The organism is Ottowia thiooxydans DSM 14619, assembly GCF_000422885.1.
Lineage (GTDB): Bacteria > Pseudomonadota > Gammaproteobacteria > Burkholderiales > Burkholderiaceae_C > Ottowia > Ottowia thiooxydans.
In genome coordinates this window covers 87,844-106,979 of the sequence record NZ_AUGX01000014.1, presented here as the reverse complement: position 1 = coordinate 106,979, position 19,136 = coordinate 87,844, and the positions used below count along the sequence as shown (strand labels likewise).

Sequence of the window (19,136 nt, the reverse complement as noted above, 5' to 3'; positions counted from 1 at the left end):
ACCCTCTCCCGCCTGCGGGAGAGGGAGTAAGACTCAGACGGCCGCGGAGCAGGCCAACCGGGGTGGTCGCGGAGCTGGCTTTGCCAGGCCGCTGACTGCGTCCCCCCCCAGGGGGGAAGGCGCGAAGCGACTCAGGGGGGAGCCTATTCATACCCAAAGCTACGCAATCTCGCTTCATCATCTGCCCACCCGGAACGCACTTTTACCCACAGCTCCAGGAAGACTTTGCAATCCATCAGCTTTTCAAGCTCTTGCCTGGCTTCAGTGCCAATGCGCTTGAGCCGTTCGCCTTTCTCACCGATGATCATGGCCTTGTGCCCGTCTCGCTCCACCACGATCGTGGCAGCGATGCGCACCATGCGGCCGTGCGCTTTGCTCTTTTCCTCATCGAACTTGTCCAGGATCACCGTAGAGGTGTAGGGCAATTCATCACCCGTGAGGCGAAACAGTTTTTCACGCACCACCTCACCAGCAAGAAATTTCTCGCTCTTGTCTGTGAGTTCGTCTTCCGAATACCACCAAGCCTGTTCGGGAAGATGGCGTTCGCAAATCGTGAGCAGGCGCGCCACATCCTTGGGGGCCTTGGCCGACATGGGCACAAACTCTGTGAACGCATGCCGCTTCTGCATATCTTTCAGCCATGGCGCAATTTCAGCCCGGCGGTGCACCGTATCAAGCTTGTTGGCCACCAACAGCGTCGGTGTACCCTCCTGAAGCAATGCCAGCACCTTGGCATCAGCCAGAGTAAAGCTCCCTGCTTCGACGACGAACAGCACCAGATCGACGCCATCTATCGCGCCCACCACCGTTTTGTTGAGCGATTTGTTCAGCGCCTTGCTGTGCACTGTCTGGAACCCTGGAGTGTCCACAAACACGAACTGCGTACCGCCGCCCGTCCCGTTTGGCAGCGTACGAATGCCTGTAATGCGGTGACGCGTGGTCTGAGCCTTCCGGCTTGTAATACTGATTTTCTGGCCCACCAGCGCATTCAACAGCGTGGATTTCCCGACGTTGGGCTTGCCCACGATGGCGATAAGCCCACAGCGCTGCCCCGCATCTGGCGTAACGGAGGAATCAATTTGGCCTTCGGCGTCCGGGGATTGCTCGCCCTCAGCCGTGCTATTTGTAGTTTCTGTCATGTTTGGTCTGGTTCAGGAGCTTCAGCATGGCTTGCGCAGCGGCTTGCTCGCCCGCCCGGCGTGAGGCGCCGCTTCCGATTTGCTGAAGATTCAATTCAACGATGGTGCACTGCACGTCAAAAGTCTGGCGATGTGCAGCACCGTGGACGCCCGCCACGGTGTACTGAGGCAATTGCATCTTGCGCCCCTGTAGCCATTCCTGCAAGGCAGTTTTCGGGTCTTTGACGGCGGCCTGCATACCTGGGTTGATCTCAACCTGATCGAACAGCCGACGTACCAAGGCCTGCGCGGCTGCGAAGCCGCTATCCAAGTAGACAGCCCCTATCAGGGCCTCGACCGCATCCGCCAAAATCGAAGGCCGCTTCTGCCCACCTGAACGCAACTCACCTTCACCCAAACGCAAGCGCTCAGAAAGGCCCAGGTCCAATGCAAGGCGATGCAAGGTGTCTTGCTTAACAAGATTGGCTCGGACGCGGGAGAGATCGCCCTCCGGTAGATCGGCCAGAGCCTCGTAGAGCAGGTGAGCCACGCAAAGGTTTAAAACCGAGTCGCCAAGAAACTCCAGCCGCTCATTGTGATCGGCCGAGAAACTGCGATGCGTGAGAGCCCGAGCCAGCAAAGCTGGCTCTTTAAAACGGTGCTGCAGGCGCGCCTGCAGAGTATCAAGCGCGGATTGCATAACGATACGAATACGGCTTCAGTTATATCCCCCGTCGGAGGAGCCTCGGTATTTGATCAGCAGGTAGGCTGGACCAAACAACGCAATTTCCTTCTCGTAGGCAAAATTGACCACCACCTTGTCGCCTTGTTTGGTGATATCAAGGTCTTTGCCGGAGATGGAACTGATGTAGTCCACCGATGCGGTCCGATCGAAAGCAGCGCGTACTGCGGGAACAGTGTCACCATCAGCCGCTGCTTTTTTGGCAGCCTTCTGGATAGACATGAACTCCGTTGCAGTGGGCACCACCTTGGCGCCAACAATCGCCAAAAAAGCGACGATCACGCCCAAAAACAGCAGGCCAATGAAAGAGATCCCTCGTTGCGAAGAGATTCGCCCGATGTTCATGCGCCTTCTGTTCATTTTAGTTTTTCGATCCATTGATTAATTAAATGCGCCTATGCGTTTCAGATTGCTGAAATTCATCCACACGAAGAACGCTCTGCCGACCACGTTGCCATCAGGCACGAAACCCCAATAGCGTGAATCCAGAGAATTGTCGCGATTGTCGCCCATCACGAAGTAATGGCCTTCAGGCACCTTGCAGCTCACGCCTTCAACACTGTAACGACAATTTTGCTTGTATTTGAAGTCGTCGACTCCGGGAATGAAGCTGGGTCGCTTCTCATCGACGATGATTCCGTGCTTTTTTGCTCCCAATTGCTCATCAAAGTACTTGAAGTACTCCATGACAGATTCATCAAAGAAATCTGAACCGGGGGTCTGCACCACTGGTTGGCCATTGATCGTGAGCTTCTTGTTCAAATAAGACACCTCATCGCCCGCCACACCCACCACACGCTTGATGTAATCAATACTCGGTTTGGGCGGATACCGAAACACCACCACATCGCCCCTTTGGACCGGGGTTCCTTCAGTGATGCGGGTGTTGAGTACGGGAAGCTTCAAGCCGTACGTAAACTTGTTCACCAAAATCAGATCACCGATGAGCAGCGTCGGGATCATGGACCCCGAAGGGATCTTGAACGGCTCGAACACGAAAGAGCGCAGCAGAAAGACGATCAAGATGACGGGAAACAAGCCCGCTGTCCAATCGAGCCACCAAGGTTGCGCCAGGATTCGCTCACGTGCGGTGGAGATATCTCCATCTACGTCCTGAATGCCTTGAGCGGCCAGATTGGCACGGCGGTGCTCATCATTGCCTTCCAATGTTTGTGCCACAGCGCGCCTGCGCGGCAAAAAAATGAAACGCTCAGCCAACCAGTACAACCCGGTCACCACGGTGGCTAGAAACAGCAGCAGCGCGAAGTTACCTTCGATCGAGCCGAAATACCAAGCTGCGCCGTATCCAACGAAGCCAGCCAGAACAATTGCGGTGAAAAACTGCATCATTCTTCCACCTGCAAAATAGCCAGAAACGCCTCTTGAGGAACTTCAACCGAACCAATCTGCTTCATTCTTTTCTTGCCCGCTTTCTGTTTTTCCAGGAGCTTGCGCTTGCGTGAAATATCGCCACCGTAGCATTTTGCCAAGACGTTCTTTCTCAGCGCTTTGATGTTCTCACGGGCGATGATGTTAGAGCCGATAGCCGCCTGGATCGCCACATCAAACTGCTGACGACTGATGATCTCGCGCATCTTCGCTGCTACAGCCCTTCCACGGTATTGCGATTGGCTTCTGTGCACGATGATGGAGAGTGCATCTACCTTCTCCGCGTTCAAGAGGATATCCACCTTCACTACGTCGGAAGGCCGATACTCTTTGAACTCATAGTCCATGCTGGCGTAGCCGCGGCTCACGCTCTTGAGCTTGTCGAAGAAATCGAGCACGATTTCACCCAGTGGCATCTCATAGGTGAGCATGACCTGGCGGCCATGGTAGGCCATGTTGAGCTGAACGCCGCGCTTCTGGTTGGCCAGCGTCATCACTGGCCCAACGTACTCCTGCGGCATATACAAGTGAACGGTCACGATGGGTTCGCGGATCTCATTGATCTGACCCGGCTCAGGCATCTTCGATGGGTTTTCGACCATCATGACTTGACCATCCGCACGCAGCACTTCGTACACCACACTAGGTGCGGTGGTGATCAGATCCTGATCGAATTCGCGTTCCAATCGCTCCTGCACAATTTCCATGTGCAGCAAGCCGAGAAAGCCGCATCGAAAACCGAAGCCCAGTGCCTGGGACACTTCGGGTTCAAAATGCAAAGAAGCATCGTTCAATTGCAATTTTTCCAGGCTGTCTCGCAGGGAGTCGTACTGGTTGGCCTCAGTAGGATAGAGGCCGGCAAAAACCTGCGGCTGAATTTCCTTGAACCCCGGCAGCGCCTTGTCGGCCGGCCCCAGGTTTCCTGGCAGCTTTTTATCCAAGGTGACGGTGTCTCCCACCTTGGCTACCTTCAGCTCCTTGATACCCGCAATGATGTAGCCCACCTCGCCCGCGGACAGAGCTTCACGCGGAAGTGGCGTGGGAGTGAAGACACCTAACGTGTTGGCCTCATAGGCCGCGCCGGTGGCCATCATCCTGAAACGCTCGCCCTTGTTCAAGCGGCCATCTACGACGCGCACGAGCATCACGACACCCACATAGGTATCGAACCAACTGTCGACGATCATGGCACGCAGTGGCGCGTTAGGTTCCCCACGCGGAGCCGGTACCTTGGCAACGATCTGCTCCAGCACATCGTCGATACCCATGCCCGTTTTCGCAGAGATGGCAATGGCCTCGCCGGCATCAATTCCAATCACGTCCTCGATCTCGGACTTGGCTGTTTCGGGATCAGCTTGCGGCAAGTCCATCTTGTTGAGAACGGGCAGCACCTCAACACCGAGTTCAAGCGCCGTGTAGCAGTTGGCTACCGTTTGCGCCTCGACGCCTTGAGATGCGTCCACAACAAGCAGTGCGCCTTCGCAAGCTGAGAGCGAGCGAGACACCTCATAAGAGAAATCCACGTGCCCCGGCGTGTCGATGAGGTTGAGGTTGTAGACCTGCCCGTCGCGTGCGGTGTAGTGCAGCGCTGCGGTCTGCGCTTTGATGGTTATCCCCCGCTCTTTCTCGATATCCATCGAGTCCAGCACCTGGGCTTGCATGTCACGGTCTGCAAGGCCTCCGCAGCGCTGGATCAACCGATCCGCCAGCGTGGATTTGCCATGATCAATGTGCGCGATGATCGAGAAATTTCTGATGTGGTCCATCAAGGAGTCGAGCCAAGTATTTGAAATAACGGGTAGTGCGCATGAAAAAAGGGCGCGCCAAAGATGTGACGCGCCCTCAACCAACAATCTATGGCAACTGCGATAGTTGGAAGCTTCATTGTAGGCAAAAAGCGCCTTTGTCGAAGCCTCTGATCACGAATCATCGGTCGTTGCGACGCAGCAACGGAATTTTATCAACAGCTTATCAACAGTCTGGGCGGAGTTCCCTTTGGACAAGCTGTGGTCTTTTTGTGGAATGCATGTAAAGTGGTGATGCCAATTTCCGCATGGTGGATTTAAGCACGATCCATATGCAGGTTCATCGGTCAATCGGTGCGTGATTCTATCTAAAACAATATGTAAGCCAAACGGGAACCTGTTGAAACAATTGGCGGCCGAAGCCTCCTGAATCTCATCGCTCAAAAAAGAGCGTCGCAAAAAAGCCCCAATCCCGACTGCGGGCTGGGGCTTTTTCAAGCTGTCACAGAACGCAAAACGCTGAGATCAACCCCTGACCCGACTCGCCCGGGCGCCTGACCCCTTGCTGGGAAAGCGCCTCCCCAGGTCCCTCCCCGGTAGCCCTTTTGTAGAGCAGGCGGGGCAGCCACTCAACGTTTGGCATTTCATGCACCGGGGTAGAACGTATCGAGGTCCCAAGGGCAGCCAAACGTGGCTGGCCCATCAGCGGGAAGGTTTGACAATCACGTATTGCACCAGGTCTCCGCGCAAAATCAGCACAGTAATGGGCTTGGCGCGATCAACCTTGGCTGCTGCCGCCTCGAACTCCTTCACGGAATTGACCTCAGTATTTCCTACCGAAAGAATCACATCGCCCTCGCGCAAGCCCGCACGGGCAGCGTTTTCAACGGCAGATTCAACACGCACGCCCCGCTTGACTTTCAGATCCTTGCGTTGAGCATCAGTGAGTGCGGTCACCGTCAGGCCAAGCGCCTGCACGGACGCCGGTGACTTAGGCGTATCACTGCTGCGCTCCGGTGTACGGAGAGTGCTCTTTTCTGCCTCCATCTCCGCCACGGTAATCGACAAATCGCGGCTGGCCCCGCGCCGGAATACCGTGATCGTGCCACGAGTACCTGGCTTGACGTTACCGACCTGGCGCGGCAAGTCTGAAGCTTTCTCAATCTGCTTGCCCTCGAACCGGGTGATGATGTCGCCCGCCTCGACGCCAGCTTTTTCCGCAGGCGAACCTGCTTCAACACTGCGTACCAACGCGCCCTGCGGTTTGCCCAAACCAATGGATTCGGCAACCTCTTTCGTGACCTGGTCGATCCGCACGCCAATACGGCCACGCGTCACCTTGCCGCTTGCGCGCAATTGCTCGCTCACACGCATGGCTTCGTCGATGGGGATGGCAAAGGAGATGCCCATGTAGCCACCCGAGCGCGAATAGATCTGGCTATTAATGCCCACCACCTCGCCGCGCATGTTGAGCAGAGGCCCGCCCGAATTGCCTGGATTCACGGCTACGTCGGTCTGGATCAACGGCAGGTAATCACCAGTATCTCGCTGTTTGGCACTCACGATCCCTGCGGTCACGGAGTTTTCCAACCCGAAGGGAGAACCGATGGCAACCACCCATTCACCCACTCGCAAGCGGTTTACATCGCCAATTTTCACGGATGGCAGGCCAGTGGCATCGATCTTGACCACCGCGACATCCGTGCGCTTATCAACGCCCACGATCTTCGCTTTGAATTCGCGCTTGTCAGGTAGCGTGACAATGACTTCATCCGCGCCATCCACCACATGCGCGTTGGTCATGACGTAGCCATCATTGGACAGGATGAACCCGGAGCCGACTCCGCGCGGTTGCTCCTGCTCAGGCTGAGGGCGATTTGGGCGTTGCGGTTGCCTTGGCGTAGGCACATTTGGCATGGGGATACCGAAGAAGCGCTTGAAGAACTCCTGCATTTCCTCGTCCATGGGCCCACCCGCACCATCGGATCCGGCGCGTACGCGTTCCATGGTTCGGATGTTCACCACCGCAGGCCCGACCTGCTCCACCAGGTCAGTGAAATCAGGCAATCCGCGAACCGATGTGGCCACTGGAGGCTGCGGGGCCTGAGCCCAGACCGAGCCTGAGAAGCCCACCATTCCGGCTGCCGCCAGCAACGGAGCAATCCACGCAGCCAAGGCCAGTTTCTTGAATTTCAGATTCACCATATCAGGATGCTCACTTCACATGAATATCAAAACGCGCAGCGGGCCAATCCAACCAACCCACGCAGACACGCAAAAAACGCACGTAGATGAACTGCATTGGCCCATTGGCGCTGTTGGCGCTCCAAGACCTGGGCAGTCTTCTAATTCTTTCGCTCCAGACTATCAGTAAAGGCCTTGAGCGTTATCGTTGGCACTTCGCCCACCGCGGTCACCCACCAGTCTCCAGCCTTATCGACCAAGCGCTTTGTCAGCGTATGTGTGGCACCCATGGAGGATTGGCCTTCACGTACGTGTCGCTCGCGACTAAAGGGCTCCATGAAAAGTGACACCGTAGCCAGACCGTCCGAGAAGATCCACTGCACCATCTGCGAGGAAGACGACGGTGGTTTACGGTAACAATTCTGACCACGAAATCCCGCGACAGGTGACTTCAACTGCCATCCTTCGGCAGCCGCAGTCGTTTTAACCTTGTCTGACTTCTCAAGTCGATAGCCGTCTGTTTGGGCCATCATCTGCTTGAGTTTGTCTATACGCACAGGGGCCTCGAGCTGCAGTTCCGAAAACGCCACTTGCTCAAGCACACGACCGTCGCTGCCGAGGGTCTGCATTTTCACTACAAGGCCGGTGCTTTTTTCACTCCAGATGCGATAACCAAAGCGCATGTCGTCGCGCGGCACGAGGTGCACGATGTCGGCATCAAAGCCTGCCACCCTTCCCTGCCCATGCTGGCGGGCGTTGTAGTACTCCGCTGTATCGAATTCTTCAGAAGAATTCAGCAGTGAGGGGAACGCTCCATTGGATTCGCGGCGCTCGTTTTGCATCACGCGCGCCTGCGGGAAAAATGTGACTACCGAATCATTGCGTCGGTATGTCAGGCGTGGCACCCCCGTGAGCGACTCCACACGTTCAATCTGCGTATCGCCTTCGCATATATGCCAGATGCGAGCGCTAGAGAGCGCTCCGGATGATGACGAAACAACAAACGTACCTGCATAGGACGGCACGCGCGAAGCCTGTTGCAAGCGCACCAGCCATTCAGCGACCGTGCGCTCTGGCGGCCCCACCAATTGCTGCCCACCAGGACCGAACTGGCCCATTGGTGAGTTCGAACGCTGAGCTCCGGGGAAAGGGGCTCCCCCGGGCCCAAACTGTCCCCCAGTTTGGGCGCAAGCCAGGCTCATTAGACCGCCAGCCCCAAAAGCAATTGCAGTGCGCAACAACCCACGCAACCAGGATCCAGTGCGGGAGTTACGGCTCACAAACGCGAGCGGGTACGGCGAGGGCGCCGCCAATTCGGTGCCGATCAACGCCCAGATCCTTCAAACGTGGCGTTGCGCAGGAATCCAGAGGCATTGCCCAAGGCAGATGCACCTGAAGCTTGCCTATGCTCGGACAGTAATTCGTCCAAGCGTGCATCGCGCAGCATGACAGGAGCCTCAGTTTCAGCCAGAGTCAACCCCGGTGTCGAGCTCTGTGCCATTTGAGGACCCGCAGCACGGGGCCCCAAGCTACCCAGCGTGCCCCAACCGATAGCTGCCACGGCGGCAAACGATGCCAAACCGGCCACCAGCTTCCAACGGAACACGCCATCGTTGGCAGCAGAGCGCCTAACGCGCTCCTCAACCACCACAGGAATTGGTATTTCCACGGCCACAGGCTTCACCGCAGCCGGCAGGGCAGCTTCCAGCTTCAAACGGCCACTCAGACGCTCCAAGAAGAGCGCATCACGCCGACAATCAGCCAACTCGGACGATCTAAGAACGTCGCCAATGACATGATAGGCGTGCCAACTCTCACGCATTTCGCCCAAAGAGGCGTTTTGCGCTGCGGCGTCGAATTCAGCGCCACTCAATTGACCATCCATCAGTGCTGAAACTTGTTCGCACAATTGGGTTTGTTCTTGCGTTTTCATATTGAACATCTTTAGCACTTCAGCATCAATTCCCGCCTCGTGAGCCATGTTTTCTGGTCGTTCTCAAAACTACCAGCGTTTGCCCATTTGATTACTCAGTAAAGGCTTGACCTTCACGGAAATCGCTTCACGCGCCCGAAAAATCCGGGAACGCACCGTACCAATAGGGCAATTCATAGCTTCCGCAATCTCTTCGTAACTCAAGCCCTCGATCTCGCGCAAAGTCACAGCTTGGCGCAAATCCTCAGGCAAGGCTTCCATCGCCGCATTGACCGCCGCGGCAATTTCGCGTGCTGCCAACTCCGTTTCAGGGGTCTCTTCAGAGGTTAGTTCGTTTTGTGGGCGGGAAGTTTCATCATCGTTATCCGCTGACAGTAAAGCTGCCTCGGACACAGTAGGATCGCGCTTCATTTCCAGCAGCGTTTTCTTGGCCGTATTGACCGCTATACGATAAAGCCAAGTGTAGAACTGAGCGTCTCCGCGGAATTGATGCAGGGCACGCCAGGCTCGAATAAAGGTCTCTTGCGCAATATCCTGGACCAGATCTACATCCCTCACCATACGGCCAATAAGGCGTTCAATACGGCGTTGGTACTTGATGACAAGAAGTTCAAACGCCCGCTGATCGCCCGCAGCGGCGCGCTCGACCAAACGTGCGTCGCTGTCGGCAGCGGAAACGGGAGGTTCAGAAGGTAGGGACAAGGATGAATTGGCCTGCGCTAAGCGCAGCTTGAAAGATCAGAGTTTGGGGGAGCCACCGACAGCCTCAGCTACCGGCCGGTTGGCGGGGGAATATAGCGCACAGCGCAGTAGATGCCAACGCGAAGGGACACTTGTCGACTCGGCCCACAGCCACTTTGCCCGTGTTGCGAACCCACTCCTTGCCTCCGGCCAACGCAAAAGCACTGCCCGCCGGGCATCGAGCACGACAGCTACACAGCCCTCTTCGTTGGGTAGCGGTTTCATATCTGGCCCATACAGCCACCATTGTCCTCCGTCGAAGACCAAACGGTGAGGAGTCTGGGCGCACCAAATCAGCAGCAACCCCAGGCCAGACACGAGTAAAACAACGAGCAACAGACTGAGGCGCCAAGCGAAAGAAGGCCGCCCAGACATTTGGCTGCCCCACCATGCGAGTACTACCATGGCACTCACGAACCAAAGCCCCAGCAGCGCCCATCCCAGCTGACGCGTGCGCCCGACTGGATAAACCACTAAAGGAACTTCGTTCATTTTCCATTAATAGGGAAACTTCGCCTCCCCTCCCCTGTAAGCCCAAGCAAACGTTCAGGCCCGAAGGAAAAGGTGCTATTTACAGGCAACGGCTTCGGGGCCGAGTGTTAGTGAGCCGTTATAGAGCAAAGTTCCCCAACCGATTGGCTGCCATCTCCAGGGAGATGGCCTACCGGGAAGGCGTTTGGTCACACGCGCTTGAATATCAATGACCCGTTAGTCCCGCCAAAACCGAAGTTGTTCTTGACCGCCACGTCAATTTTCATGTCGCGAGCGGTGTTGGCACAGTAATCGAGATCACACGCGGGATCTTGCTCGAAAATGTTGATGGTGGGTGGGCTCTTCTGGTGATGCACCGCCAGCACGGTGAACACGCTTTCGATACCGCCCGCACCACCCAACAAATGTCCGGTCATGCTCTTGGTGGAATTGACAACCACCCGTTTGGCATGATCTCCCAATGCGGCCTTGATGGCATTGGTTTCGTTGGCATCACCCAGAGGCGTTGAAGTGCCGTGAGCATTGATGTAATCCACCGCATCCACGTTGAGGCCTGCGTCGCGCAAGGCTGCTTGCATGGAGCGCTTGGGGCCGTCCACATCGGGTGCGGTGATATGAAAGGCGTCGCCACTCATGCCAAAGCCAATCAGCTCCGCATAAATTTTGGCGCCGCGTTTGACGGCATGCTCGTATTCTTCGAGCACCATCACGCCACCGCCCTCGCCCAGAACAAATCCATCGCGGTCCTTATCCCAAGGACGCGAGGCTGTTTTAGGGTCGTCATTGCGTGTAGACAAGGCCCTCGCCGCAGCGAACCCCCCTACACCCAACGGTGACACAGTAGATTCAGCTCCGCCAGCCACCATGACATCTGCGTCACCACATTGGATGAGCCTTGCGGACACCCCAATGGCATGCAGGCCTGTGGTACAGGCCGTGACGACGGCGATGTTAGGGCCTTTGAAGCCATTCTGAATAGAGACGTGACCGGAGATCATGTTGATGATCGAGGCCGGCACGAAAAAAGGCGAAACTCTGCGGGGGCCACGATTGACCAGTTCCCCATGGGTTGCCTCAATCATGGGCAGCCCACCGATACCGGAGCCAATATTGCAGCCAATCCGCTCTGCCAATTCTGGCGTCAGCGCATCTCCCGTGGGAAGCCCGGCATCGCGTATCGCCTGTGAGGCTGCAGCAATTCCGAGATGAATGAAGCGATCCATATGGCGCGCTTCTTTTTCGGGCATGTAATCAGTGACACTGAATCCCTTGACTTCGCCAGCGAACCTGCACGCGAACGCACTGGCATCGAACTGGGTAATGAAATCTATGCCCGAACGGCCCGCGAGCAAGTTTTCCCAGCTCTCAGCCACTGTGTTACCCACGGGGCTCACACAACCCAGACCTGTGACGACAACGCGGCGCCGGTTCATCGGAAAGCTCATCTCAGTACTTAGGCCTTCTTGGAAGTGGCGTAGTCGATCGCCGCTTGCACAGTGGTGATCTTCTCTGCGTCTTCGTCAGGGATTTCGATGCCGAATTCATCTTCCAATGCCATCACCAACTCCACGGTGTCCAGTGAGTCGGCACCCAGATCCGCTACGAAGGCTTTTTCATTGGTGACTTGTGACTCTTCCACGCCGAGTTGTTCGGCGATGATTTTCTTGACACGTGCTTCGATATCGCTCATGGATTCCCTCTAAGGGTTATAAAAAAAAGGATTTTACCCGCGCTTACAGAGCTACTGCCTGCGAAGCGCTGGAAGAAAAAAGTAAAGGGACTTCGATGTGAGTCGCTTGATGGGTGAAGAGGACTAGGAATGTATGGTTTTCAGGCTCAGAAGGTGTGAATGAATCCGGCGTGTCCGAAAGGACCGTCAAAAGCCGCCCGATCAAGGCGCAAAGCGCAGGCATAGCTTGGGCTATGGCGAGCATTTGCAACGCGGAGCGGGTGGTTTTTGACGGGCAAGGCGGGCATGAGGGATTCGTTCATACCTTCTTAGGCCATGAACATTCCGCCGTTGACATGCAACTCCTGCCCTGTGACATAACCAGCATCCGCGCTCGCCAAATAGGCTACTGCGTGTGCGATGTCTGCGGGCTGCCCAAGTCTACCTAGTGGGATCTGGCCAGTAAGGGCTTTTTGCTGTTCGTCGGTAAGGGCTGCCGTCATATCAGTAGAAATAAAGCCTGGAGCCACGCAATTGACCGTGATGTTACGGCTTCCCAATTCACGGGCAAGTGCGCGCGTCATGCCAGCCACGCCAGCCTTGGCTGCCGCATAGTTCGCCTGACCAGGATTGCCTGCCGCCCCCACCACACTGGTGATGTTGATGATGCGGCCATATCGCTGTTTCATCATGGGGCGTATTACAGCACGACTTGTGCGAAACACTGCTTTCAGATTGGTATCCAGTACGGCATCCCAGTCATCGTCTTTCAAACGCATTGCGAGCATGTCGCGAGTAATGCCGGCATTGTTCACCAGGACATGCAGTTCACCATGCTCCTTGACGGTGGCCTCAATCAGCGCCTCGCAGGCCGCTGCATCGTTCACATCAAGGCGGGCACCACGGCAGCCAGGATGAGCGGCAAGCGCAGCGCTGATTCCAGCGGCGCCTTCATCTGTGGTGGCTGTGCCTACCACTTTGAAGCCGCGTACGGCGAGCTCGCGCGCAATGGCTGCGCCTATTCCACGTGAGGCCCCTGTCACCAGAGCGACCTGGCCTGAAGTGCTTACCGACATTCAATCTCTCCCGGCCACGTTGGCCACCAACACTTTGGCTTGTTCAAGGGACGCTGGATCGTAGACCGCCAAGCCTTCCATGCCAGCATCGATTCTCTTTGTCATTCCGGCCAATACCTTACCCGGGCCGAATTCAACGAGTGTATCTATCCCCATTGCCTTGATCTTATGGACACATTCGACCCAGCGGACCGGGCCAAAAGCCTGGCGATACAAGGCATCGCGGATTCGATCAGCTTCATCCTCGATGGAAACGTCGATGTTATTGACCACCGGAATGCGCGGAACGCTCAGAGCGATTTCAGCTAATTTTTCTCGCAGTTTTTCGGCTGCAGGCTTCATCAGGGTCGAATGAAACGGAGCGGATACCGGCAACGGCAACGCGCGCCTGGCGCCCAAGCCCTTGAGTACTTCACAAGCTTTCTCAACCGCAGCTTTACTGCCTGCAATAACGGTCTGAGCAGGGTCATTGAAGTTAACAGCTTCCACGATTTCGGCATCCGAGCCCATCGCGAGGGTGGCTTCAGCGCAACCAAGGATGACCTTCTCGGCATCGAGCCCCAGAATGGCCGCCATGGCACCTGTGCCTACCGGGACCGCCTCCTGCATGGCCGCAGCGCGAAAACGCACCAGCGGCGCAGCCTGCGTGAGCGTCATCGCCCCGGCGGCGACAAGCGCGGAGTATTCGCCCAGAGAATGGCCAGCCAGCGCAGCGGGCATGTCCCCGCCTTCAGCAACCCAGGCTCGCCATGCGGCGACACCAGCCACCAGCATGACCGGCTGTGTATTGGTGGTCAGCGCCAAGGCTTCCTTGGGCCCGTTGTGAATCAGCGCCGCTATATCTTCGCCCAGGGCGTCAGAGGCTTCGGCCAGCGTTTGCAGCACCGCAGGATGATCACCCCAAGCGTCGAGCATGCCGACCGCTTGAGAACCCTGACCAGGAAAAACGAAAGCAACAGGTTTCATGAATGCAAGGATCCTTTTACCGGATCTTCTGAATCGAAAAATAGCTCGATGGAACTGTGAACAGGAGCTTGGAACATGCCGAAGTGCCGTTTTGGCACTCCAAGTGTCCGGCAGGTTTCCTGGGACGGGGTACTAAAACTCCATGAGGACAGCACCCCAGGTGAAGCCTCCGCCGACGCCTTCAAGCAGCAGTGTCTGGCCTTTGGAGATCTGCCCCGCACGTACTGCGTGATCAAGCGCCAGCGGGATCGATGCCGCCGATGTATTCCCGTGCTCATGCACGGTGACCACCATTTTCTCCGGAGGGAGATGCAGCTTTTTGGCGGTGCCCTGCATGATGCGGATATTGGCTTGATGAGGAATCAACCAATCGATGTCCGCCTCCGATTTCCCCGCTTTGGCGAGCACGGCGCGCGCAGCCTTGTCGAGCACGCCCACGGCGAGCTTGAAAACGGCCTGCCCATCCATGGTGAGCAACGGGCTACCCGTCACCTTGCCGCCAGACACATGCCCCGGCACGCAGAGAATCCCTACGTGTTTGCCATCGGCGTGCAAATCAGTAGCCAAAATCCCTGGCGTGGTACTGGCCTCCAGCACCACTGCCCCAGCACCGTCACCAAACAGCACGCAGGTGGTACGGTCGTTGAAATCCAGTAAACGCGAAAAGACCTCTGAGCCAATCACCAGCGCTCGATTAGCCGTACCGTTGGCAATCATGGCGTCTGCTACCGCGAGCGCATAGATAAATCCGCTGCAGACAGCTTGAACATCAAATACCGGGCAGCCAGCAATGCCAAGCTTGTGTTGCACGATCGCAGCGGTCGCAGGAAAAACCATGTCAGGCGTGGACGTGGCCACTACGATGAGATCAATATCAGAAGGCTGCAACCCCGCCGCCTGAATGGCCGCCTTTGCCGCCGGAACCGCCAGATCGCTGCATGCCATATCAGGATTGACAAAGTGGCGAGCCTTGATTCCGGTGCGCTCAACAATCCATTGATCGGAGCTTTCGATGCCTCGTTGCGCCAGTTCTGTCACCAAGTCTTCGTTGCTGACGCGGCGTGGCGGCAAATAACTGCCGGTACCTGTAATACGGGAATAGCGACGGGTCATGTCTACTTGTGGTCTTCAAACGAGGCGAAACAGCCTCTTTTTTATGCGGTGTCCGCCGCCCACGCTATACGTCCCAGAAGCAACGAACCACGCAAGCGTGGGACGCTATTTTGCCCTTAGAACGTAAACACGTTTAAGCAGCCGTGGGGGCCTGCGGCGCCTCGCTACCGGCAACCGCACCATTAGTGGACGCCATCAGCAAAGGAGCCGCTTGAGCGATACGCGCTTGCACACGACTCAGCAATTGGCGGCTAGCGGCATCATACGCGCGCTCCAGGGCTTGCTCGAACGCCACGGCATCCGCTGAACCGTGACTCTTGAAGACCAAACCACGCAGGCCAAGCAGAGCCGCGCCGTTATAGCGCCGGTGATCCATTCTCTTTTGAAGAGATTTAAGAACAGGATAGGCAAAGATCGCTGCAATTTTCGTAAAGATATTGCGCGAAAACTCTTCTTTCAAAAAGCTCACGATCATGCCCGCGAGCCCTTCACTCGTTTTCAGAGCGACGTTGCCAACGAAGCCGTCGCACACAACGATATCTACTGTGCCCTTGAAAATGTCATTGCCCTCGACATTTCCGAAGAAATTCAAATCATTGGATTTGCCAGCCGCTCGAAGCAAATCACCGGCACGCTTGATCTCATCACTCCCTTTGATCATCTCTTCGCCAATGTTGAGCAACCCAACACTAGGGTGTGGATCATTCTTGAGCACAGAGACAAGCGCGGAACCCATGACGGCAAATTGCAGCAGATGCTCGGCAGTGCAATCGACATTGGCGCCGAGATCCAGAACGGTGGTGGCCCCACCTTTCGCATTGGGCATCTGCGTGGCAATAGCAGGCCGCTCTATGCCTTCAAGGGTCTTGAGAAGATAGCGTGCGATAGCCATGAGCGCACCTGTATTGCCGGCTGAAATGGCAGCCTGCGCGGCGTTTTCCTTGACCTGCTGAACGGCAATGCGCATGGAAGAATCCTTCTTCCTGCGCAAGGCGATTTCAACGCTGTCGTCCATGGTGACGACCTCGCTGGCGGCAACCACTTGAGCCCGCGGGTGCTTGAATGACGCCAGCGCTTCAGGCTGACCAACCAGCAAAAGCTTGGCTTCGGGATGTTTTTCGAGGAATCGCTGGCAAGCCGGCATCGTGACCTTGGGGCCATGGTCACCACCCATGCAATCAACTGCCAAAACGATCATGCATTCCCCATGAAGCTCGGCGCCCCAATGCGCCGGATCCTTTGAATAAGATAAATGCCGTCCAAAAACAGCAAGGGCCCGACGCTACGTATGAGCGTAGACTCGGGCCCGGCAAGTATATGCAAGGAAATCAAGCCAGCGTTGCTGCCGACTTCCTATGCATACTTAGAAGTTCGACTTCAGGCTTCAGCCTTAGGCTTGATGACCTGGCGCCCACGGTAAAAACCATTGGGGCTGATGTGGTGACGCAGATGCGACTCACCTGTAGTAGCCTCTACGGCAGTACCCGGCACGTTAAGTGCGTTGTGCGAACGATGCATGCCGCGCTTGGACGGCGATTTTTTGTTTTGCTGTACGGCCATGGTGGCTCCTTCGAAGTCTAAGGCGGGCTCCAACCATAAGATCGCACGTTAACCGAACGTTCAAACAGCAGGGACCAAGTTGAAATGGTTTTCAAGGCGCTCAAGGCTTAAAGAAATACCCCTTTAGCGCACTAAGCCCGCGATTATAGCCTGAAAAAACAAAGGTTTGTTAGGTATCCTGTTTGTTTTGACAGTAGCACGGAATGTTAATGTCAATTCCCGCAGAAACCGCAGCATGCTCCGCCGTTATTTCGGTTTGGTGCCGATCTTGAGTGAAGCCAGCGCAGCAAATGGTTTGGGCTTGTCTTGCAGCGCGGTTTCGAAATCTGCATCCTGCACGGAACGCGGTAGCACCTCAGGGCACTCCTCATGACGCGGCACCAAGGGCAATGCCATGATCAACTCGTCTTCGATCAGCGCCTGCAAATCGAATTCCGCAGAGAGCGTGAGCACATCGTCGTCTTCCGAGGCGTCGTCCAGCGTGGCCGCCGCGTCTTCGCCTTCAACAAAGATGAAATGGCGATCCACCTCTAGAGGTTCAGCCAACTCGCCCATGCACAACTGACAAGTCAGTGGCACGAGAGCAGCCGCGTGCAAGTGCAAGGCCGGATAGGTAGCGCCATCGACCGCGCGCCGGTGCTCGCCTTCAACCCGCCATTCGATGGTCACTTCAGTTGCGGGCGCGCGCAACTCGTTTGACAGGCGTTCATAATCCTGCAGCGAATCGCGGCCGGACAACTGTGCGTTAGCTTGTGAGAATGCCGCGACGTCAAGCGATTGCGGACTGAAAGTTCTGCTCATCGGAGCAGTATAAGAGCGTGCTTATGATCCCGGCATCGACACCCGGCAAAAAACCAGGCAAGTCCGGCAGCCTCCAGGCATCCAGCCCCTTCAATTGGGTCCGATGGGCGGATATCCGCTCCCGAAATCATTAATTCGCTCTCGCAAAATCAAAGCTATGGCACCGATTTCCTCTACGCCCTCCACTTCCACGCCCACCACTCCGCCAAGCACCGTTCGACCGCTCATTCTGGGCTCCACTTCGCGCTATCGGCGCGAGTTGCTGGAGCGCCTTGGCCAAGACTTCAAAGTCGCTGCACCAAACGTCGATGAGACACCCCACCCGGGCGAAGCACCTCGCGCCTTGGCGGAGCGCCTCGCACTGGCGAAAGCACGCGAGGTGGCACTGCGCCACCCGCACGCGATCGTGATCGGCTCAGACCAAGTGGCTGATTTGCATGGCGAACCTCTAGGCAAGCCCGGAACGCATGAGCGCGCCGTGGAACAACTTCGGCGCATGAGCGGTCAAACTGTGATCTTCCAGACCGCTCTGGCAGTCGTGTGCATGGACACTGGGTTCGAGCGCAGCGATCTGGCCGCTGTTGAAGTGCAATTTCGCACGCTCGACGGCGCTGAAATCGAACGATATTTGCGTGCCGAAGAACCCTACGATTGTGCCGGCAGCGCCAAAAGCGAAGGCCTGGGCATTGCACTGCTGGAAGCCATCGTGAGCGATGATCCTACAGCGCTCGTGGGGCTGCCACTGATACGTACGGCTCGCCTGCTGCGCGCGGCAGGCAGGACACTCCCATGAGCTCAAAACCCATGCAAAAAGGCAAGCTTTACCTCGTACCCGTACCACTGGATCATGGCTGCGAGCAGCAGACGGCCGTCGATGAGGTGTTGCCTCTTGGGACAATCAAGCGCGCGGCGATCCTGAACCAATGGATCAGTGAAAACGCCAAATCTACGCGCGCCTTCCTCAAGCGGGTGAATGTGCTCACTCCACTGGCGCAGCCCATCCAAAACCTGCAGATCACCGAACTCCCGCGAGAAGTACATAAAAAGGGAGACCACGCAGGCGCGGGGACCCAATTCGATGCACGTCCACTGCTCGCGCCCGCGCTCAGCGGAATGGACATCGGCCTGGTCAGCGAAGCGGGTATGCCGGGTGTGGCTGATCCCGGAGGGTCTGTCGTGCGCGCAGCCCACGAACTGGATATAGAGGTGGTGCCGCTGGTTGGACCGGTCTCTATCTTGCTGGCTTTGGCCGCGAGCGGTTTAAATGGGCAAAATTTTGCCTTCGTAGGCTACCTGCCGCAGGACGCAGCAGCGCGCGCGCAACGCATAAGGGAGTTGGAAGCCCTTGCCTGGAAATCCGGCCAAACGCAGCTTTTCATTGAAACGCCCTATCGCAACCAAGCTCTGCTACAGGCTCTGGTGAGCACACTTCGGGAAGATACGCGCCTTGCCGTGGCAGGCGGCCTGACCCTGGAAAGCGCCAGGATCCGGATGCTCACTGCCCGCCAATGGAAACGGGCTGGCGCGGCAGCCATGGATGCGGAAACATCCTTGAAGCTGCCCTGCGTCTTTGCTATCGGGCCTTAAAGTAGTTTTCCAGCTCTTCG

At 56.6% G+C, this 19,136-nt stretch carries 20 protein-coding genes; 2 read left to right on the top strand and 18 right to left on the bottom strand.

Going from position 1 to position 19,136, the window contains the following annotated elements:
* Positions 1-143: 143 nt before the first annotated feature.
* The 18 genes from era to G518_RS0113750 form a co-directional block, all read right to left on the bottom strand.
* Entirely contained in the window at positions 144-1,139 is a 996-nt protein-coding gene (gene era, locus G518_RS0113835) for a GTPase Era (protein WP_051236639.1), read from the bottom strand.
* On the bottom strand, positions 1,120-1,818 hold the full coding sequence (gene rnc, locus G518_RS0113830) for a ribonuclease III (RefSeq protein ID WP_028603054.1): 699 nt from the start codon (positions 1,816-1,818) through the stop codon (positions 1,120-1,122). Before rnc ends, era begins: the two co-directional genes overlap by 20 nt.
* Before the next feature lie 18 nt (positions 1,819-1,836).
* Complete coding sequence (locus tag G518_RS0113825) at positions 1,837-2,220, bottom strand: DUF4845 domain-containing protein (RefSeq protein WP_028603053.1); 384 nt, start codon at positions 2,218-2,220, stop codon at positions 1,837-1,839.
* Positions 2,221-2,241: 21 nt separating this feature from the next.
* Complete coding sequence (lepB, locus tag G518_RS0113820; RefSeq protein ID WP_028603052.1) at positions 2,242-3,207, bottom strand: signal peptidase I; 966 nt, start codon at positions 3,205-3,207, stop codon at positions 2,242-2,244.
* Positions 3,207-5,015: a translation elongation factor 4 gene (lepA, locus tag G518_RS0113815; protein WP_028603051.1), complete on the bottom strand. Its 1,809-nt coding sequence runs from the start codon at positions 5,013-5,015 to the stop codon at positions 3,207-3,209. Before lepA ends, lepB begins: the two co-directional genes overlap by 1 nt.
* A gap of 681 nt (positions 5,016-5,696) precedes the next feature.
* Positions 5,697-7,130, bottom strand: coding sequence for a DegQ family serine endoprotease (locus tag G518_RS0113810; RefSeq protein WP_245597971.1), 1,434 nt, complete (start codon positions 7,128-7,130; stop codon positions 5,697-5,699).
* Positions 7,131-7,339: 209 nt separating this feature from the next.
* Complete coding sequence (locus G518_RS35135; RefSeq protein ID WP_051236636.1) at positions 7,340-8,296, bottom strand: MucB/RseB C-terminal domain-containing protein; 957 nt, start codon at positions 8,294-8,296, stop codon at positions 7,340-7,342.
* Between the two features lie 206 nt (positions 8,297-8,502).
* Positions 8,503-9,111, bottom strand: coding sequence for a sigma-E factor negative regulatory protein (locus G518_RS0113795; RefSeq protein WP_028603049.1), 609 nt, complete (start codon positions 9,109-9,111; stop codon positions 8,503-8,505).
* A 69-nt stretch (positions 9,112-9,180) separates the two neighbouring features.
* A complete protein-coding gene (gene rpoE / locus G518_RS0113790; protein ID WP_028603048.1) occupies positions 9,181-9,813 on the bottom strand; it encodes an RNA polymerase sigma factor RpoE in 633 nt (210 codons plus the stop codon).
* A gap of 36 nt (positions 9,814-9,849) precedes the next feature.
* Positions 9,850-10,344 (bottom strand): hypothetical protein, encoded by a 495-nt coding sequence (locus G518_RS39955; protein ID WP_156909389.1) that lies wholly within the window; start codon positions 10,342-10,344, stop codon positions 9,850-9,852.
* Between the two features lie 188 nt (positions 10,345-10,532).
* Positions 10,533-11,777 carry a beta-ketoacyl-ACP synthase II gene (gene fabF, locus G518_RS0113785; RefSeq protein ID WP_028603047.1) on the bottom strand — a complete coding sequence of 415 codons (1,245 nt, stop codon included), beginning with the start codon at positions 11,775-11,777 and terminating at the stop codon, positions 10,533-10,535.
* Between the two features lie 20 nt (positions 11,778-11,797).
* A complete protein-coding gene (acpP, locus tag G518_RS0113780; RefSeq protein ID WP_028603046.1) occupies positions 11,798-12,034 on the bottom strand; it encodes an acyl carrier protein in 237 nt (78 codons plus the stop codon).
* Between the two features lie 308 nt (positions 12,035-12,342).
* A complete protein-coding gene (gene fabG / locus G518_RS0113775; protein ID WP_028603045.1) occupies positions 12,343-13,089 on the bottom strand; it encodes a 3-oxoacyl-ACP reductase FabG in 747 nt (248 codons plus the stop codon).
* On the bottom strand, positions 13,090-14,055 hold the full coding sequence (fabD, locus tag G518_RS0113770; protein ID WP_028603044.1) for an ACP S-malonyltransferase: 966 nt from the start codon (positions 14,053-14,055) through the stop codon (positions 13,090-13,092). It abuts the gene before it with no gap.
* A gap of 132 nt (positions 14,056-14,187) precedes the next feature.
* Positions 14,188-15,168 (bottom strand): beta-ketoacyl-ACP synthase III, encoded by a 981-nt coding sequence (locus G518_RS0113765; protein WP_028603043.1) that lies wholly within the window; start codon positions 15,166-15,168, stop codon positions 14,188-14,190.
* Positions 15,169-15,301: 133 nt separating this feature from the next.
* Positions 15,302-16,366 carry a phosphate acyltransferase PlsX gene (plsX, locus tag G518_RS0113760; RefSeq protein WP_028603042.1) on the bottom strand — a complete coding sequence of 355 codons (1,065 nt, stop codon included), beginning with the start codon at positions 16,364-16,366 and terminating at the stop codon, positions 15,302-15,304.
* Between the two features lie 179 nt (positions 16,367-16,545).
* Positions 16,546-16,728, bottom strand: coding sequence for a 50S ribosomal protein L32 (rpmF, locus tag G518_RS0113755; RefSeq protein WP_028603041.1), 183 nt, complete (start codon positions 16,726-16,728; stop codon positions 16,546-16,548).
* Between the two features lie 246 nt (positions 16,729-16,974).
* Positions 16,975-17,529 carry a YceD family protein gene (locus G518_RS0113750; protein WP_028603040.1) on the bottom strand — a complete coding sequence of 185 codons (555 nt, stop codon included), beginning with the start codon at positions 17,527-17,529 and terminating at the stop codon, positions 16,975-16,977.
* Between the two features lie 157 nt (positions 17,530-17,686).
* On the opposite strand from G518_RS0113750, the gene G518_RS0113745 reads away from it, so the two are divergent.
* Both G518_RS0113745 and G518_RS0113740 read left to right on the top strand, forming a co-directional pair.
* The gene (locus tag G518_RS0113745) at positions 17,687-18,322 is read left to right on the top strand and encodes a Maf family protein (protein WP_036594641.1); all 636 of its coding nucleotides are present in this window, start codon (positions 17,687-17,689) and stop codon (positions 18,320-18,322) included.
* An 11-nt stretch (positions 18,323-18,333) separates the two neighbouring features.
* Entirely contained in the window at positions 18,334-19,116 is a 783-nt protein-coding gene (locus G518_RS0113740; protein ID WP_084651807.1) for an SAM-dependent methyltransferase, read from the top strand.
* The last annotated feature ends 20 nt before the right edge of the window (positions 19,117-19,136 follow it).

What these genes read in the sequence shown, in the direction of transcription:
- era (WP_051236639.1), bottom strand. Translation starts at nt 1,139, where the DNA reads ATGACAGAAACTACAAATAGCACGGCTGAGGGCGAGCAATCCCCGGAC.
- rnc (WP_028603054.1), bottom strand. Translation starts at nt 1,818, where the DNA reads ATGCAATCCGCGCTTGATACTCTGCAGGCGCGCCTGCAGCACCGTTTT.
- G518_RS0113825 (WP_028603053.1), bottom strand. Translation starts at nt 2,220, where the DNA reads ATGAACAGAAGGCGCATGAACATCGGGCGAATCTCTTCGCAACGAGGG.
- lepB (WP_028603052.1), bottom strand. Translation starts at nt 3,207, where the DNA reads ATGCAGTTTTTCACCGCAATTGTTCTGGCTGGCTTCGTTGGATACGGC.
- lepA (WP_028603051.1), bottom strand. Translation starts at nt 5,015, where the DNA reads ATGGACCACATCAGAAATTTCTCGATCATCGCGCACATTGATCATGGC.
- G518_RS0113810 (WP_245597971.1), bottom strand. Translation starts at nt 7,130, where the DNA reads ATGGTGGGCTTCTCAGGCTCGGTCTGGGCTCAGGCCCCGCAGCCTCCA.
- G518_RS35135 (WP_051236636.1), bottom strand. Translation starts at nt 8,296, where the DNA reads ATGGGCCAGTTCGGTCCTGGTGGGCAGCAATTGGTGGGGCCGCCAGAG.
- G518_RS0113795 (WP_028603049.1), bottom strand. Translation starts at nt 9,111, where the DNA reads ATGAAAACGCAAGAACAAACCCAATTGTGCGAACAAGTTTCAGCACTG.
- G518_RS39955 (WP_156909389.1), bottom strand. Translation starts at nt 10,344, where the DNA reads ATGAACGAAGTTCCTTTAGTGGTTTATCCAGTCGGGCGCACGCGTCAG.
- fabF (WP_028603047.1), bottom strand. Translation starts at nt 11,777, where the DNA reads ATGAACCGGCGCCGCGTTGTCGTCACAGGTCTGGGTTGTGTGAGCCCC.
- acpP (WP_028603046.1), bottom strand. Translation starts at nt 12,034, where the DNA reads ATGAGCGATATCGAAGCACGTGTCAAGAAAATCATCGCCGAACAACTC.
- fabG (WP_028603045.1), bottom strand. Translation starts at nt 13,089, where the DNA reads ATGTCGGTAAGCACTTCAGGCCAGGTCGCTCTGGTGACAGGGGCCTCA.
- fabD (WP_028603044.1), bottom strand. Translation starts at nt 14,055, where the DNA reads ATGAAACCTGTTGCTTTCGTTTTTCCTGGTCAGGGTTCTCAAGCGGTC.
- G518_RS0113765 (WP_028603043.1), bottom strand. Translation starts at nt 15,168, where the DNA reads ATGACCCGTCGCTATTCCCGTATTACAGGTACCGGCAGTTATTTGCCG.
- plsX (WP_028603042.1), bottom strand. Translation starts at nt 16,366, where the DNA reads ATGATCGTTTTGGCAGTTGATTGCATGGGTGGTGACCATGGCCCCAAG.
- rpmF (WP_028603041.1), bottom strand. Translation starts at nt 16,728, where the DNA reads ATGGCCGTACAGCAAAACAAAAAATCGCCGTCCAAGCGCGGCATGCAT.
- G518_RS0113750 (WP_028603040.1), bottom strand. Translation starts at nt 17,529, where the DNA reads ATGAGCAGAACTTTCAGTCCGCAATCGCTTGACGTCGCGGCATTCTCA.
- G518_RS0113745 (WP_036594641.1), top strand. Translation starts at nt 17,687, where the DNA reads ATGGCACCGATTTCCTCTACGCCCTCCACTTCCACGCCCACCACTCCG.
- G518_RS0113740 (WP_084651807.1), top strand. Translation starts at nt 18,334, where the DNA reads ATGCAAAAAGGCAAGCTTTACCTCGTACCCGTACCACTGGATCATGGC.